The organism is Proteus sp. LHD240705 (assembly GCF_047921555.1).
Classification (GTDB): Bacteria; Pseudomonadota; Gammaproteobacteria; order Enterobacterales; family Enterobacteriaceae; genus Proteus.
In genome coordinates, this window is sequence record NZ_JBLRMI010000008.1 from 176314 (window position 1) to 193615 (window position 17302).

17 protein-coding genes are annotated in these 17302 nt (G+C 39.6%); 2 read left to right on the forward strand and 15 right to left on the reverse strand.

Annotated features, from left to right (window positions below):
* Window positions 1–27: 27 nt before the first annotated feature.
* The 11 genes from atpG to asnC form a co-directional block, all read right to left on the reverse strand.
* Window positions 28–891, reverse strand: a complete 864-nt coding sequence (gene atpG / locus ACNART_RS15090) for a F0F1 ATP synthase subunit gamma (protein WP_006534342.1) — start codon at window positions 889–891, stop codon at window positions 28–30.
* 58 nt (window positions 892–949) lie between these two features.
* Complete coding sequence (atpA, locus tag ACNART_RS15095) at window positions 950–2491, reverse strand: F0F1 ATP synthase subunit alpha (protein WP_006534343.1); 1542 nt, start codon at window positions 2489–2491, stop codon at window positions 950–952.
* Between the two features lie 14 nt (window positions 2492–2505).
* Complete coding sequence (gene atpH, locus ACNART_RS15100) at window positions 2506–3039, reverse strand: F0F1 ATP synthase subunit delta (RefSeq protein ID WP_006534344.1); 534 nt, start codon at window positions 3037–3039, stop codon at window positions 2506–2508.
* Between the two features lie 12 nt (window positions 3040–3051).
* Window positions 3052–3522: a F0F1 ATP synthase subunit B gene (atpF, locus tag ACNART_RS15105; protein ID WP_109373323.1), complete on the reverse strand. Its 471-nt coding sequence runs from the start codon at window positions 3520–3522 to the stop codon at window positions 3052–3054.
* Window positions 3523–3583: 61 nt separating this feature from the next.
* A complete protein-coding gene (gene atpE / locus ACNART_RS15110; protein ID WP_004246596.1) occupies window positions 3584–3823 on the reverse strand; it encodes a F0F1 ATP synthase subunit C in 240 nt (79 codons plus the stop codon).
* A 45-nt stretch (window positions 3824–3868) separates the two neighbouring features.
* Window positions 3869–4693 carry a F0F1 ATP synthase subunit A gene (gene atpB / locus ACNART_RS15115; RefSeq protein ID WP_072071088.1) on the reverse strand — a complete coding sequence of 275 codons (825 nt, stop codon included), beginning with the start codon at window positions 4691–4693 and terminating at the stop codon, window positions 3869–3871.
* Between the two features lie 31 nt (window positions 4694–4724).
* Entirely contained in the window at window positions 4725–5102 is a 378-nt protein-coding gene (atpI, locus tag ACNART_RS15120) for a F0F1 ATP synthase subunit I (protein ID WP_109373322.1), read from the reverse strand.
* Window positions 5103–5715: 613 nt separating this feature from the next.
* Entirely contained in the window at window positions 5716–6342 is a 627-nt protein-coding gene (gene rsmG, locus ACNART_RS15125) for a 16S rRNA (guanine(527)-N(7))-methyltransferase RsmG (protein ID WP_368927777.1), read from the reverse strand.
* Entirely contained in the window at window positions 6339–8237 is a 1899-nt protein-coding gene (gene mnmG, locus ACNART_RS15130; RefSeq protein ID WP_368927778.1) for a tRNA uridine-5-carboxymethylaminomethyl(34) synthesis enzyme MnmG, read from the reverse strand. Before mnmG ends, rsmG begins: the two co-directional genes overlap by 4 nt.
* 377 nt (window positions 8238–8614) lie before the next feature.
* Window positions 8615–9055 (reverse strand): FMN-binding protein MioC, encoded by a 441-nt coding sequence (mioC, locus tag ACNART_RS15135; RefSeq protein ID WP_109398565.1) that lies wholly within the window; start codon window positions 9053–9055, stop codon window positions 8615–8617.
* 101 nt (window positions 9056–9156) lie between these two features.
* Window positions 9157–9618, reverse strand: coding sequence for a transcriptional regulator AsnC (asnC, locus tag ACNART_RS15140; RefSeq protein WP_023583317.1), 462 nt, complete (start codon window positions 9616–9618; stop codon window positions 9157–9159).
* 159 nt (window positions 9619–9777) lie between these two features.
* On the opposite strand from asnC, the gene asnA reads away from it, so the two are divergent.
* Window positions 9778–10770, forward strand: a complete 993-nt coding sequence (gene asnA, locus ACNART_RS15145; protein WP_198620266.1) for an aspartate--ammonia ligase — start codon at window positions 9778–9780, stop codon at window positions 10768–10770.
* On the opposite strand, the gene viaA is transcribed toward asnA, so the two are convergent.
* Window positions 10771–12228 (reverse strand): ATPase RavA stimulator ViaA, encoded by a 1458-nt coding sequence (gene viaA / locus ACNART_RS15150; protein WP_368927779.1) that lies wholly within the window; start codon window positions 12226–12228, stop codon window positions 10771–10773. It lies immediately after the preceding gene.
* Between the two features lie 7 nt (window positions 12229–12235).
* Window positions 12236–13735, reverse strand: coding sequence for an ATPase RavA (gene ravA, locus ACNART_RS15155; RefSeq protein ID WP_285715164.1), 1500 nt, complete (start codon window positions 13733–13735; stop codon window positions 12236–12238).
* A 281-nt stretch (window positions 13736–14016) separates the two neighbouring features.
* Between ravA and rbsK the strand changes: the two genes are divergently transcribed.
* The gene (rbsK, locus tag ACNART_RS15160; protein WP_368927780.1) at window positions 14017–14946 is read left to right on the forward strand and encodes a ribokinase; all 930 of its coding nucleotides are present in this window, start codon (window positions 14017–14019) and stop codon (window positions 14944–14946) included.
* A 67-nt stretch (window positions 14947–15013) separates the two neighbouring features.
* Here the strand turns inward: rbsK and mdtD are convergent, their stop codons facing one another.
* Both mdtD and ACNART_RS15170 read right to left on the reverse strand, forming a co-directional pair.
* Window positions 15014–16408: a multidrug transporter subunit MdtD gene (gene mdtD / locus ACNART_RS15165; protein WP_198620263.1), complete on the reverse strand. Its 1395-nt coding sequence runs from the start codon at window positions 16406–16408 to the stop codon at window positions 15014–15016.
* Between the two features lie 82 nt (window positions 16409–16490).
* Window positions 16491–17177, reverse strand: coding sequence for a FadR/GntR family transcriptional regulator (locus ACNART_RS15170; protein ID WP_160230827.1), 687 nt, complete (start codon window positions 17175–17177; stop codon window positions 16491–16493).
* Between the last annotated feature and the right edge of the window lie 125 nt (window positions 17178–17302).

Below are 17302 nucleotides of genomic sequence, written 5' to 3' on the forward strand. Positions count from 1 at the left end.
CCTCTACGTAATTCGTAAACCTAGCTGTTATACCGCGGCTGCACCAGACACAATTTCTGTAAGTTCCTGAGTAATGCTTGCTTGGCGTGCTTTGTTGTACACCAATTGCAGTTCTTTAATCAGGTTACCACCGTTATCTGTAGCGGCTTTCATCGCGACCATTCGGGCGGCCTGCTCACTCGCTAAGTTCTCTACGACGCTCTGGTAAACTTGCGATTCGATATAACGACGCAGTAAAGTATCCAGTAACGCCTTAGGATCAGGTTCGTACAGATAATCCCAAGATTTTTCTTTCAGCTCTTCATCATCACCTGGTGGTAATGGTAAAACCTGAAGAATTTTAGGCTCTTGAGCCATGGTATTGATGAACTTATTTGCCACCACATACAGTTTATCTAAACGACCTTCGTCATAAGCCTGCAACATGATATTGACTGGACCGATAAGGTCTGACAGTTTTGGATCATCACCCATACCAGTTACTTGACCAACAACATTCCCACCTACTGAGCCAAAGAATGAAGCGGCTTTAGAACCGATTAGTGCTAAATCTACCTGCACACCTTTTTCAGACCACTCTTTCATGTCTGCCAGCAGTTTTTTGAACAAGTTAATGTTCAAACCACCACACAAACCACGGTCGGTCGAAACAACCAGGTACCCGACACGTTTAACTTCACGCTCTTCGAGGTATGGATGTTTGTATTCCAGATTCCCTAACGCAAGGTGACCAATCACACTGCGCATGGTTTCTGCATAAGGACGGCTGGCTGCCATGCGTTCCTGCGTTTTACGCATTTTCGACGCGGCGACCATCTCCATCGCTTTAGTGATCTTCTGTGTGTTTTGCACACTGGCGATCTTCGAACGTATCTCTTTTGCGCCGGCCATTTCTGCTTCTCCTCATGAACCAGACGGCCTAATGTTTAACTATTAGGCCGAATAGTTATTACCAGGACTGAGTCGCTTTGAAGTTTTCTAGCACGCCTTTCAGCTTCGCTTCGATTTCTTCGTTATAAGTACCAGTCTGGTTGATTTCTTTCAATAAATCAGCATGTTCACGAGAGGCATAAGCTAATAAAGCCGCTTCAAATGGCACAACTTTTGAAATTTCAACATCTTCCAGATAACCACGTTCTGCTGCAAACAGTGATAAAGACTGTTGTGCGACAGACATTGGTTCGTACTGTTTCTGTTTCAGCAATTCAGTCACTTTCTGACCGTGGTTTAATTGTTTACGGGTAGCATCGTCCAGATCGGAAGCGAACTGTGAGAATGCTGCCAGCTCACGATACTGCGCAAGAGCAGTACGGATACCACCAGAAAGTTTCTTCATTATCTTAGTCTGAGCTGCACCACCAACACGAGATACGGAGATCCCTGGGTTAACAGCTGGACGGATACCTGCGTTAAACAGGTTAGATTCTAAGAAGATCTGACCATCGGTAATAGAGATTACGTTCGTAGGAACGAATGCAGAAACGTCCCCTGCTTGCGTTTCGATAATTGGTAACGCAGTCAGAGAGCCGGTTTTACCTTTAACTTCACCATTAGTGAATGCTTCTACGTACTCAGCATTAACGCGAGCAGCACGCTCAAGTAAACGGGAGTGCAGATAGAAAACGTCACCAGGGTATGCTTCACGTCCAGGTGGACGACGAAGTAACAGTGAAATTTGACGGTATGCGACAGCCTGTTTAGACAGGTCATCATAAATAATCAGGGCATCTTCACCACGGTCACGGAAGTATTCACCCATTGCGCAACCTGAATAAGGAGCTAGGTATTGCAGCGCTGCTGATTCTGATGCAGAAGCAACAACAACAATGGTGTTTTCTAACGCGCCATGTTCTTCTAATTTACGAACAACGTTCGAAATAGTAGAGGCTTTCTGACCGATAGCGACATAGATACATTTAATGCCAGAGTCGCGTTGGTTGATGATCGCATCGACAGCCAAAGCAGTTTTACCTGTTTGACGGTCACCGATGATCAATTCACGCTGACCACGACCAATTGGGATCATGGCATCGACGGATTTGTAACCTGTTTGTACAGGCTGATCAACTGATTGACGGTCGATAACACCAGGAGCAATCATCTCAACAGGTGAGAATCCATCATGCTCTACTGCACCTTTACCATCAATCGGCTCACCCAGTGTGTTTACCACACGGCCAAGCAGACCACGCCCAACAGGTACTTCCAGAATACGACCTGTACATTTAACTTTCATGCCTTCTGCTAAGTCAGCATAAGGACCCATCACAACCGCACCAACAGAGTCGCGCTCTAAGTTCAGTGCGATAGCGAAACGGTTACCCGGCAGTGCGATCATCTCACCCTGCATAACTTCGGCTAAACCGTGGATACGAATGATACCGTCACTAACGGATACAATCGTACCTTCATTGTGAGCTTCACTCACTACATTGAACTGAGCAATGCGCTGCTTGATCAGTTCGCTGATTTCAGTGGAATTCAGTTGCATATGCTCCAGTCCCCTTAAGACTGCAAGACGTCTGTTAATCGCTCTAAACGGCCACGAATACTGCCATCGATGACGAGGTCACCGGCGCGTATAATCATGCCTGCGATAACAGACTTATCAATTTTGCAATTCAGCTTCACTTTGCGTGATAGACGTTTTTCCATCGCTGCAGAAATGTTAGCTAGCTGCTGTTTAGTTAGCTCAATGGCAGAAGTTACTTCAACGTCAACCGTTGACTCTAGTACTGCGCGCAATTGAATAAATTGGCTCAATACTTCAGGCAACGTTGATAAACGGCCATTATCAGCCATAACACGAATTAAATTCTGAGCATGACCATCTAATTGTTCGCCACAAAGGTCGACAAAGATGTCAGCCAGTTTTTCTGATGCTAAAGAACCAGAAAGTAATTCGGTTACCTGCTCATTGCGTGCTACTTCAGCGGTGAACGCCAGCATAACCTGCCATTTATCGACAGCCTGGTTTTCCACAGCAAAGTCAAAAGCTGCTTTGGCGTAGGGGCGAGCTACCGTTGCTATTTCAGACATGCCCCTCCCTCCTTACAGTTCAGCGACCAGTTTATCAACGATGTCGCTATTAGCAGCTTCATCCACGGAACGTTCAATAATTTTCTCGGCACCTGCAATAGCCAGCATTGCGACTTGTTTACGAAGTTCTTCACGAGCACGTTTACGCTCTGCATCCAGTTCGGATTGAGCTTGTGCAACGATCTTACTACGTTCTTGCTCTGCTTCTGCTTTAGCATCTTCAATCATTTGAGTGCGTTGTTTATTCGCTGATTCAATGATTGCTTGAGCTTCTGCTTTTGCTTTTGCTAGCTGATCGCCTGCATCGGCTTTCGCTAAATCTAAGTCCTTTTTAGCACGTTCTGCAGATGATAAACCGTCAGCAATTTCTTTTTGACGTTTTTCAATGGCCGCCATAATTGGTGGCCATACGAATTTCATACAGAACAAAACAAACAGGACAAATGCGATGGCCTGGCCGAGGATTGTTGCATTTAAATTCACAGCACAATACCTCTTTCTTGGTTATTAACTAACTTGATGCTTTTACTGCTCATTGCCATCATTAGGCAACAGCAAACATCACGTAAAGGCCCAGACCCACAGCAATCATTGGGATGGCGTCAACCAGACCCATAACGATAAAGAACTGTGTACGCAGAAGAGGGATCAGATCAGGCTGACGAGCAGCACCTTCTAAAAATTTGCCTCCGAGGATTCCGATACCGATTGCAGCACCGATTGCAGCTAAACCCATCATAATAGCGGCAGCCATGTACAGCAGATCCATACTCAGGTTTTCCATGACAGTCTCCAGTTTGTTTCAGTTATTTCTTCAAAGAGTTAATAATTAATGTTCTTCAGATGCCATCGACAGATAGACAATCGTTAGAACCATGAAAATAAATGCTTGTAACGTAATAATCAGTATGTGGAATATCGCCCAAGGAAGGCTTAATAACCACTGTGACCACCACGGTAACAGACCAGCAATAAGAATAAAGATCAGTTCACCTGCATACATGTTACCAAACAGTCGAAGACCGAGGGAAACAGGTTTTGATAGCAGGCTTACCCCTTCTAAGATTAAGTTGACAGGAATAAAAATTGGGTGATTAAAAGGCTGTAAAGTCAGCTCTTTTGTAAACCCTTTTATGCCTTTCATCTTAATGCTATAGAAAAGGATCAGGATAAATACACCAATTGCCATCGATAGAGTAATACTCACGTCCGCAGTCGGAACGATGCGTAACGCAGGTAACCCTAAGATGTGTTCACCGATATAAGGGATGAAGTCGATTGGTAATAAATCCAGGGCATTCATTAACAGCACCCAAACGAACACAGTCAATGCCAAAGGTGCAATGACCTTGCTCTTTCCGTGATACATATCACGGACGCTGCTATCAACGAAACCAATGATCATTTCTACTGCAGTCTGGAATTTTCCCGGTACGCCACTGGTTGCTCTTACTGCTACTTTTCTAAACAGCCATAGGAATAGTGCTCCCATCAGTACTGAAAAGAAAAGTGAGTCAATATTTAACACCCAGAATGATGGCGCATTTTCAGCATGGGGATTGACCAACTCGAAAGTACGCAGGTCCAACTGAAGGTTATTCAGGTGGTGACCTATGTAGTCTCTAGTGGTTAATGCTTCTCCTGATGCAGACATGATGCCAATTACCCTTTTGTTGTTAAAAACGCTAACCGTTAATGACGGCTGGTGCAACGACCTGCATAACAAGCACCGCTAAGTAGGTCATGACCAGTGGTGCAAATGCCGCTTTAAACACTCCTAAAGCAACAATCAGCAAGGCTATTGATAATATAACCTTCAACCCTTCACTGAAAGCAAAAAGCCAGTTTATGCGAACTGGAGCTTCTTCTTCGTTGACTTTTTGTAAGCGCATTAACAAAAGAAAAGCAATATTGGGTAACCAACATGCCAACCCGCCTAAAAAAGCCGAAAAACTCCAGTCTGTACTCTTTAAGTAGAAACCCGCACTGAGAATAACAAAAGTCATAAACTGCAAAAATAACAGTTTCAGTGCAACTTTCCCGCTGTAGAGGGAGACAGACATGACGTTTGTATTCTCCAGACTAGCTATCGTAAAAGGTATTACTGAATGATGTATCAAACTGTCTTTGCTATAAAGTGTCAAGTGACAAAAACGAGCAAATTATACGGGGCGTGGCAATGAATTCAATCAATAAGTAGCGAAAAAGTGAAGATTAATTTAAATTTCTTACCAAGGTTCCATTTATGAAAAATGATTAAGAACAAAAAGAGTAAAAATAATAGAGCTGAATAAAATAAATAGCGTGATATACATCACAAATATAAAAGTATAAATAAAGCTTATTTCATAAAATATATAACAGAGTTAACAAATAACTTCCCTTTTATGAACAATTTAGTGGCAATTGAAAAATAATTAATCGATTTTTAATTAAATAAATTCAATATTTTTATAATGCACAGAATTATTAATTTATTTTGGAAATAAAAAGAGAAAAACGCAGGCAACAAAGGGAATTAAAGCAAAAGATAATATATTGTTAAATTATTGTTCTGTTAAAGTGAATTTTAATACTTCGTATAATTCCCCCTAAAACAAATGGCGATAACATTGTAAATATTATCGCCAGAGCACAAAAAATGAAAAAAAGATCAATGAAACACAAGATGTTTGATTAAATAATCACCAAATGCCTTTGTTCATTCAATTCAGGTATGGATAAGCTGATCACTTTTTCAGGCATTTTTAATCCATTATCAGCAAGTTCATCCAACTCTTCTTGATGAATTTGTCCTTTCAATGCATAGAAACGACCATGTTCTTGAGTCACTAAATGTGAACACCAAGAGAGCATATCGTTCATTGATGCAAATGCCCGGCTGATAACACCATCAAAAGGCTTCTCTGTTTGGTACTCTTCAACACGGTATTGAACTGGCTCGATATTATTAAGTCCTAGCTCGTGCTGAACTTGTTTCATAAAGCGAACCCGCTTGCCTAAGCTATCCAATAATACAAAGTGGTGATCGGGACGCATTATCGCTAAAGGGATACCCGGTAAACCAGGCCCTGTACCCACATCAATAAATCTTTCACCTTCAAGATATTGACTAACAACAATGCTATCCAAAATATGACGGATAAGCATTTGTTGTGGATCTCTCACTGATGTGAGGTTGTATGCTTTATTCCATTTATCAAGCATAGCAACATAGCCAGTGAGTTTTTCAGCTTGAATATCTGTAAGCTCAATATTGGCTTGCTTAGCCAGCTTTTTTAGCCGATTAAGTAAGTCACTCATGATGCGCTCCTGCGTAATAGGCCTTGTTTTTTCAACCAAACTAATAAAATGGAAATAGCCGCAGGTGTAACACCTGAGATCCGCGATGCTTGTCCGATCGATGTGGGTTTGTGATCGTTAAGTTTCGCAATAACTTCGTTAGATAATCCGCTAACTTGCTTATAGTCCAGATCTATCGGTAGCGCTGCATTTTCATTGCGCAGTTGTTTTTCGATCTCTTCTTGCTGGCGACTAATATAACCTTCGTACTTAACTTGGATCTCAACTTGTTCAGCAGCTTGTGGTTTTGAATCATCAATACCTGGTGCAAAACGAGGGATTTTTTTCAAAATGTCATACGTCATTTCAGGGCGACGTAATAAATCTTCACCATTAGCTTCTTTAGATAGTGGTGTATTAAGTAACTCGTTAATTTCAGAAATATTATCTGCTTTAGGATGAACCCAGATATCTCTTAAACGTTGGCGCTCTTTTTCAACTAACTCAACTTTTTCGCTAAATTGTGCCCAACGGTTATCATCAACCATGCCTAATTCACGTCCAATTTCCGTCAGACGTAAATCTGCATTATCTTCACGTAACATCAAGCGATATTCTGCACGAGAGGTAAACATACGGTACGGTTCTTTTGTGCCTAGTGTGCAAAGATCGTCAACTAATACACCAATGTATGCTTGATCACGACGTGGGAACCAACCTTCTTGATCGAAGGCGTAACGTGCCGCATTAAGCCCAGCAAGCATACCTTGAGCCGCAGCTTCTTCATAACCGGTTGTACCGTTAATTTGCCCAGCAAAGAATAACCCATTGATAAATTTGCTTTCTAGAGTTTGTTTTAGATCTCTAGGATCGAAGAAGTCATATTCAATTGCATAACCAGGTCTAATGATCTTCGCGTTTTCCATACCTTTCATGGAATTTACGATTTGCATTTGAACATCAAAAGGTAAGCTTGTTGAAATACCATTTGGGTAAATTTCGTTACTTGTTAAACCTTCAGGCTCTAAAAAGATCTGATGTGAATTACGATCAGCAAATCTCATCACCTTATCTTCAATAGATGGGCAATAACGAGGACCTATTCCTTCGATGACACCAGCGTACATTGGGCTACGATCGAGGTTATTACGAATAACATCGTGCGTTTTTTCGTTTGTGTATGTGATATGGCAAGGCATTTGTTCAGGATGCTGATCCACATTACCTAAAAACGAGAAAACAGGCATTGGAGTATCACCCAACTGAACGGCTAATTGGCTAAAATCAATAGTTCTAGCATCAATACGAGGTGGTGTGCCTGTTTTTAAACGACCTACACGTAAAGGTAATTCGCGTAGTCTGTGTGATAACGAAACTGATGGTGGATCACCTGCACGACCCCCACTGTAATTTTCTAAACCAATATGGATTTTTCCATCAAGGAAAGTACCTACAGTTAGAACAACAGACTTAGCACGGAATTTTAAGCCCATGCGAGTAACAGCACCTGTTAATTGGTCGTTTTCAACAATGAGATCTTCAACTGGTTGTTGGAAGATCATTAAATTAGGTTGATTTTCAAGAGTAGTACGAACAGCTTGGCGATAAAGAACACGGTCAGCTTGTGCTCTTGTTGCTCTTACAGCTGGTCCCTTACTTGCGTTAAGGGTTCTGAATTGGATCCCTGCATGGTCAATAGCGGTTGCCATTAATCCACCCATGGCATCGATCTCTTTTACCAGATGCCCTTTACCAATCCCACCAATAGCTGGGTTACAAGACATTTGGCCCAAAGTATCAATATTGTGGGTCAGTAATAGGGTTTGACGCCCCATACGAGCTGCAGCCATAGCGGCTTCTGTACCGGCGTGACCACCACCGATGACAATGACGTCAAAGTGTTCTGGATAAAACATGTGTGAACCTTAAATGTTACGAATGCTGAATGTGTTGCATTGGGAAAACGAATTCTACTCAACTTTTTGACAGATACAAGCGAGCAGATCCGCAGGTAATTATTTAAAGATCTTTTTATTTAAAGATCTCTTTATTAGATCTTTTATTAAGGAAGCGATCCTCTGTGGATAAGTGGATTTTCTATTTAAAGATCATAAAAGTGTAAAGGATCATATACTGTGAATGATCCGTGATCTATCTGCTGATAAGCTGGGATCAAAATGACGACTTATGCACAGGTCATTTCTTGATATAGCCTTATACAATGGATAACTACGGGTTAACCCCTGCTTTTAAGCAGAGTTATCCACATTCGTTTGCTGTTTTTTTGTGCAATTTAAAGTAAATTTTTCCAAGAAGCTATCCATTCTTCAGCTGGATCTTCCGGAATGTCGTACTTTTGGATATCAATTTCGAGACGATCGCCAAGGCGAGTCGCCCCTTTTTCCACCAATTTTTGATCCAATGTTCTGATCGCACCGCAGAAAGTGTCATATTCACTACTTCCTATGCCGATCGCACCAAAGGTGACATTACTAAGATCAACGGAGTCAGCCGATATTTCATTAGCAAAAGGCTGTAGGTTGTCAGGAAGATCACCTGCACCATGCGTTGATGTGACCACCAGCCAGATCCCTTCATTTGGAAGATCATTAAGAGAAGGCCCATGGTGCAGATCCGTCTCAAACCCTTCATCAGATAAGATCTCTGCAAGGTGTTCTGCGACATATTCAGCACTACCCATGGTACTGCCACTAATAAGAGTGACTTTTTTCATTAATGATCTCCTTATGTTTAAGACGCGCTATTGTACGCTGTGAATCACTTGGGATCTACCTGTGGATAATGTGGTTATAAAAAAAAAATAAGAATTTACCCTTATGGCTTGATCGTCCTTATTATCGGGTTTTGCAGTGAGATCAGAGTTTCTGTTGATTGAATTTCATCGATTGTCTGAATTTTGTTGATAAGTACGTCTTGTAAGGCTTCTATACTTTTACACATAACCTTCGTAAAAATACTGTATTGCCCTGTTGTATAGTACACTTCTACAACTTCATCTAACTTATCTAATTTATCTAATGCAGTGTGATAGTCTTTTGCACTCTTAAGAATAATGCCAATAAAGCAGCAGACATCAAAACCGAGTTGCTTTTCACTAATATCAACTCGCGTTCCCGTAATAATTCCTGCCTGCTTCATTTTCTCTACTCGAACATGAATTGTGCCAGGGCTTACTTCGAATTTTTTGGCTAATTCAGCGTAAGGTGTTCTCGCATTCGCCATTAATGCGTGAAGTATGTCACGATCGAGATTATCGATCTGATAAATATTGTCCATAAATTCCCTCTGTTTTTAACGATAATACATTTTTATAGCGTTATTTTTAACGATTTAAAACAAGCAAGGCTATTTTTAATGAAGTATATTGAATTTAGTACCTGTTTTGTTGCTTAATCTATATCAGCGAAACACGACATCACCACTAGGAATATAAAAATGGAAAAATCATTCATCCAGACTCAACAGCAAATTAGCTTTGTTAAATCTTATTTTTCACGACTGCTGGAAAAAGAATTAGGACTGATTGAAGTTCAAGGACCGATCTTAAGTCGCCTTGGTGATGGAACTCAAGATAACTTATCTGGTCATGAGAAGGCAGTACAAGTTAAAGTCAAATCTTTACCAGATTCTACTTTTGAGGTTGTCCATTCATTAGCTAAATGGAAACGTAAAACATTAGCTCGTTTTGGATTTAGTTCTGGTCAAGGTCTTTATACTCATATGAAAGCTTTGCGACCAGACGAAGATCGCTTAACTCAGATCCACTCTGTTTATGTTGATCAGTGGGATTGGGAAAAAGTGATGGAAGATAAAGAGCGTACAGTTCCTTATCTTAAGCAGACAGTGGGTAAAATTTATCAGGCAATAAAAGAAACTGAAAAAGCCGTCAGCGAAGAGTTTGGTCTGGTACCGTTCCTGCCAGATCAAATTCAATTTATCCACACTGAAGAGTTACTGCGTCGTTATCCTGACCTTGATGCTAAAGGTCGTGAAAAAGCGATTACAAAAGAATATGGTGCTGTTTTCTTAATTGGTATTGGTGGCAAATTATCAAGTGGCGAAGCTCATGATGTAAGAGCGCCAGACTACGATGACTGGACAACACCAAACGAAGATGGATTTGAAGGTTTAAACGGTGACATTCTTGTTTGGAACCCTGTTCTACAAGATGCGTTTGAATTGTCATCAATGGGTATCCGTGTCGACCCTGAAACATTAATGCGTCAGTTAACATTAACAGACGATACTAAGCGTCTTGAGCTGGATTGGCACAAAGCATTAATGCATGGTGATATGCCACAAACTATCGGTGGCGGTATTGGCCAATCTCGTTTAGTGATGCTACTGCTACAAAAAGAGCACATTGGACAAGTACAATGCGGTGTATGGGAAAAAGATACCCGTTTAGCTTTCGCCGATATGCTGTAATTATTGGCGCCAGCGTCGAAGTAAACGACTTTTTAATCCAGTATCAAAACGCCATATATGGTCAAAGATTTTCATGATACTGGGTTTACCGTAATTGGATAGGGTAACCGCATGGAAGCGATTGTGCTGTTGCTGTTGGATTTTTTTGATTTTGTTGATTAGGTTTTCGGGTAACCTTTGGGCGACAAAGTCAGAAATAACAACAGCATCAGCATCTTTCCATGCTGGGTTATTTAGTTTTTCTGCGACATTATCTAAACAAGCACTTAAGTCCGTACCCCCTCTAAATGACTGATTCAAAAACTTGATAAGATCTTGCAGACCATTAGACGATGACAATTGGTAATGTACTGTTTCTGTTGAAAATAACATCACATGACATGAACGATTATCAGCTAGTGCTATTTTCATCAATGCAAGCCCAAAAGCTTTAGCACACTGTTCGTTAAATCCCCCCATCGAACCGGATGTATCAATACATACAATAAAAGGTCCTCTTGGTCTTTCTTCATCATGATGATGAGTTACTGGACGCAATACAGTACGCTCTTGCCAATTATCTCCTTGTAATCGATAGGTATTGAGCTGTTTTTCCACCAGCTTTCGATAAAACTCATATTCGATTTCATTAATACCTAACAAGGCGAGCTCTGTAGGGAGTAAGCGTAAGATATCATCACTGAGCCCTATACCATTGACTTGCTCTGGTGTTGTATCTGGTGCTTTCTCAACAATAGTGACTGGCTCAAAAATCACACTCTCTTCAGGAAGTGATTTCGCTGTTTTGCTACGACCTAGCAAACTTGCGAGTTTATGTAATTCAGGTTGTTGATCGAGAAAGTCGCTATAACGTTGAATAATTTTCTCATCGAAAGGCGTTTTTGTTAAAACACCTTTACTCATATCCCATAAACGCCCTGCTGCACGCTCATTTTCTGAGAATGTATTACTTAAGCTTCCACTTAGTGCCAAACGTTCCTGAAGCTCAGCAAGGAGTTGCTCTTGTTCTTGGTCAAATAGGGCTTTGTGTAATGCAGTGACTTGGAAAATTAAACTTATCCGCCAGTGTTGAATAAACAAAGCTTGTTGAGCGGGTGAAAAAGGCTTATTGGTTTTAATCAGTTGTGATGCTTCGTCAGTAAAAGAGGAGTCTAGCTTGTTTAATTCAGCCAGTGTTTTCTCTACTTGCTGATTAAACATCGCATTACCAAATGACTGCGTTTGTTGATAAAGTGCAAACTCATCAGCAATCATTGTCGGGACTAATGTCTCTTTTACTCTTTGCTGTAAGCTTTTTTTCCATTGATGGATATCTTTCAATAAGGCTTTTTTGAGTCTAGGATGCTTTTCAAAAAATACCGCTAATTGAGGAGATGCAAGTACAGCAATAATAACTTCCTCAATAAGCTGTCCTTCATTTATGGCTAAAAGCATATCTAATGTTGAAAGTGTCAGCATAATATCATTACTTTATTTGGCTTTTTAATTGCGACAATTTGTCATTAAGCTGAACAAAACTTTGTTCTATGGAAATAAGCCAATCATTATCAATAAATAAATTTGGTTGATGATGATTAAATTTTTCCTGCTCACCATAAATTTCTTGAGTCAGATCTTTTAACTTATCTTTCCACTCTTTGTTATCTTCAATAGGAACAGCGGGTGCTGTCTCTTTTTGTTGATAAAGAGATGTTGTTCGACGACTCACATCCAAAATTTCTAATACGCCATCTTGGCGTATTTGTGCATTAATTGATTGTGGGAAACCAATACCATTTAAACGTGCTAATAACTCATCCCCTTTTGCCAAAAAGTTTTCTAATGCTTTTTGTTCGATAGTAATAAAGTTAACCTGAATACTATGGATATGAAGAGGGATGTGTAAAAACAGGGTGAATTTATCAGCCTGCATTTTATCTGATAGGCTAAAATGTGCGTTTCGTCCAAACATTCCACTTTGTTTTTCAAAACGAAAAGCCTGTTGATCTTGCTTACTTCTTGTCGATTGCATCCACTCAGCCCATAAACTTTCTATTTTTCTAATCAACTCTAGCTGGTGGTAGGCTTGTTCTGTTAAAAGGTTTTGTAATAACTTATCTAATAATGCAAATGATGCTTGGTCATGCCATAGGCAATCTTTTAATAAAATAAGATCTAATGGTGAAATAGCACTACGACCATTAAAAAAGGCACTGGCTTGTAAAAGGCGTACCGCTTTTTTCCAACGTCTATCTGAAACATAAGGTGCAGCATCACTTTTATCTAAAGACTCACGAAGTTGATAAATTAAATCAAATAAATGGTCATCTAAAGTGACCTTTTCTAATTCTGATTGCCAACGTGAAAACTCTTCTGCGGTAATTTGGATATGTTCTGGAATATGAAAAGAGCCTACTTCTTTATTAATAAGTAATGCGCGAAAGTTTTTCTTATCCTGAACTTTTGTTAACCAAATACGAATAAGCATTCGGTCATATAGCGCTTCAAGACTACTGTCTGAATCAGGTAACTCATTAGAGGCGGATACTAACAAACGCATTGGAATAGCAACTTCAGCTTCTCCATTTCTAAATTTACGCTCATTAATCGCGGTTAATAACGTATTAAGAATAGCGGGTCCTGCTTTCCATATTTCATCAAGAAAGACAACTTCAGCATCAGGTAAATATCCTTCAACCAAACGCTGATATTTACCTTCATCTTTTAAGGCTTGAATGGATAAAGGACCAAAAATTTCTTCGGGTGTTGAAAAACGCGTCATTAGGTATTCAAATGCTTTAGCCTCTTTAAAAGCTTCTTTCATTCTTCTGGCTATTAAGCTCTTGGCAATACCTGGAGGGCCAAGTAAGAAAACACTCTCACCACTCAGTGCTGCAAGTAGACAAAGACGGATAGCTGACTGTCGCTCATAAAGTCCAGTTTCAAGATATTGGCTAAGTTGTGAAATCCGCTCTGCAAGTTGCATAAACACTCCTAATAATGGGTACTTATTTTCGTCATCATCCTGAAAATATCAGAAAAGGATTGCTGACATATAGTCAAACATTCTATTAGCACACAAATTGTTTATAACAAAAATCGATTCAGCTTCCTACTGCTTATTTTTGGTTCTTTTTTGTTTTACTAGCGAAACGTTTCGATGGTGATCACGTTTTTTCATTAATGTTGCTGAGATGATCGGTTTAAAATATTGAATGTCATTTATGCAATACATCTAGAATTTATTACTGAGAGTAAGGAAAAATCATGGAAGCGAAGAAACTTGTGATTTTAGGTAGTGTTAATGCAGATCATATTCTTAATGTTGCCCATTTTCCGCTTCCTGGTGAAACCATTTCAGGTAACCAATTTCAAATGGTATTTGGCGGTAAAGGTGCTAATCAGGCGGTTGCTGCTGGGCGTTGTGGTGCTGATATTTCGTTTCTTGCTTGTTTAGGGAATGACGATATTGGTAAAAAGGCTAAAGCTCAATTAATAACAGATAATATTGATACCAATAGTATTGAGTTAATTGATGATGTCGCAACGGGTGTTGCGCTGATTTTCGTTAATCAACAAGGTGAAAATGTTATTGGTATTCATGCTGGTGCTAATGGGCGATTAGATACAAATTATGTTCAGCGCCATGGAAATATTATAAAAGAAGCTGATGCTCTGTTAATGCAATTAGAATCACCACTTGATTCTGTATTGAAAGCGGCTGAAATCGCTAAACAAGAAAATGTGCAAGTAATACTAAACCCCGCACCTGCTCAAACATTACCTGATGAGCTGTTATCACTTGTCGATATTATTACTCCAAACGAAACAGAGACTGAATATCTGACTGGAATTAAAGTGATAGATGATGAAAGTGCTCAGCAAGCAGCGGATGTTCTGCATCATAAAGGTATTAAAACGGTTCTTATTACATTAGGAAGCCGCGGAGTTTGGGTAAGTGAGAAAAATAGTAAAGGTTGTATTGTCCCTGCATTTAAAGTGAAAGCTGTTGATACTATCGCAGCAGGCGATACATTTAATGGCGCGCTAATTACTGCTTTATTAGAAGGGCAATCTATGATGCCTGCGATTAAATTTGCTCATGCGGCAGCTGCCATTGCTGTTACTCGAGCAGGCGCTCAACCATCAGTACCATGGCGTCATGAGGTAGATACTTTTTTAGCTTCATCTTTATAATGTATTTTTCTATCTTATATAAAGAAAAAGAGAGCCTAGGCTCTCTTTTTTAGTTTGAATAACGTTATCAGGTTTTTTTCTTTTTATTAGTTAGATTATCGCCATCATGTTTATCAAGGAGTAAAAATACAAAGGAAGAAAGTAATGTAATGATACCAACAGTAATAAAAGTATAATGAAAGTTATCAACCGTAGTGCCCACATTCTCTGTATCAAAATATCCTAAAATAGATGCACTCACTGCAATACCAAAACTAATTGCCAATTGTTGGGTGACAGCCAAAACACTATTTCCTGAGCTAGCATTGTTGTCTGTTAAATCGGCCAATGAAATTGTATTCATTGATGTAAATTGTATGGACATGACCACACCTAATAAAAAGAGTGGAATGACAAGATAGTAAATAGACATATCAGGGGATTGAAGTGAAAACTGAGCGATCATCAAACCAATGATAATAGTGATAGTAAAGAGTGTTCGGCGATAGCTAAATTTCACTAAGATCTTTGTGACAAATGATTTTGCTAAAATAGAACCTAATGCCATAGGCGCCATCATCATCCCAGAAATAATAGCAGGATAACCAAACCCAACCTGTAACATAAGTGGCATTAAGAAAGGAATACAGCCAGTTCCCAATCTTGTTGCAATATTTCCCGCAATACCGACAGAGAAAGTTCGTGTTTTAAATATATTGAGAGGAATAAGTGGTTGCTGGTGGCGTCTTGCATGATTGACGTATAACCCTAGTAAAGAAAATCCACCTAAAATAATGGCAATAGGAATATATCGAGAGATATTTTTATCACCAAAAAGATCAAGGCTGACAGAAAGCATAACTAAGCCAAAACCAAAGAAAATAAAGCCAAGTAAATCAAATTTACGTTTTGGCATAGTGAAGTTAGGCATATGTTTTATGGCATAGAAAATACCTAATAGGCCAATAGGAATATTTATAATAAATATCCAATGCCAAGAGGCATAAGTAACCAATACCCCACCTAAAAGAGGCCCTGCTATGGGGCCGACTAATCCCGGCATTGTGACAAAATTGAGAATGGGGAGTAATTCGCTGCGCGGATAAGCTCTTAGTAAAGCAAGGCGTGCAACCGGCATCATCATTGCGCCACCTATACCTTGTATAATCCGTGAAATAACAAGAAAAGTAAGGTTAGGAGAAAGTGCACATAATAAAGAGCCACCTGAAAATAAAGAAACCGCAATAATAAAAATTTTACGCGTTCCAAATCTATCAGCTAGCCATCCACTGACGGGGATTAATAATGCAACAGTTAAGGTATAGCTGATAACAGCCGATTGCATGGCGAGAGGAGAATGATTAAGGCTTTTTGCTATGTCTGGTAATGCCGTATTAAGAATGGTTGCATCGAGAGCCTGCATAAAAAAAGCCATTGCAGCAATCCAAGGCAACCCAGACATATTTTTGGCGGATTTCAACATGAAGCATATACCGTCTTTGTTCTATATTTTGATTATCGCTTCATTATAAACAGAAAACCTACAAAATTTGTATTAAAACTATTCAATCACTCGTTAATAAGATTAAACAGAGATCTCGCGCTTTATTTCCATCCTTATCAATAATTGCCTGAACAATTTGATTATGTGTTTCCGGCTGAACGGTTTCATTACCCACAATAAGATCGAAATACTTTTTATAAGCAGAAAGAAATAATGAGCCGAATGAGGCAAAGAATGGATTGCCACTTGCTTGATAAATGAGATAGTGAAATTGAGTGTCGATATCTAGCCAATGTTGTCTATCGAAATTCTCATCAAGCAACTGCATTTCTCTACCAAATAAAGCAAGAGACTGTTTTTGGCTTTCGGTTGCATTAAATGCAGCTAAATAACATGCCTGAGGTTCTATTGCTAAACGAACGTGATGGAAATAATGGCTGACCTTATTAAATTCACCGCTGTCTATCCACCAATTAAGAAGATCATTATCTAATAGATTCCAATTTTGCATTGGAGTAACACGAGTACCTATTCTTGGCCGAGGTAAAAGCATACCTTTTGCAGCGAGCATTTTGATTGCTTCACGGATAACTGTTCTGCTGACGGAGAGTATTTCTGCTAGTTCTATTTCTCCAGGTAGTAAAGATTCAGGTTCATAATGTCCCGAAAGGATTTGTTTACCTAGTTTTTCAGCAACTATATAAGAAAGATTTTTTTGAGAAGCTGAACGTTGCTCGTTAAATTGCATAATAAAGATTACCTATACCATAATTTATCTTCTATCTTACGTGAGTCAGCTGGATAAAGCTGTTCGGATTTTACTCTATCAGCATAAAAATAGAGCGTTTTTCTTTGTTTTGTTGAAAAAAAAAG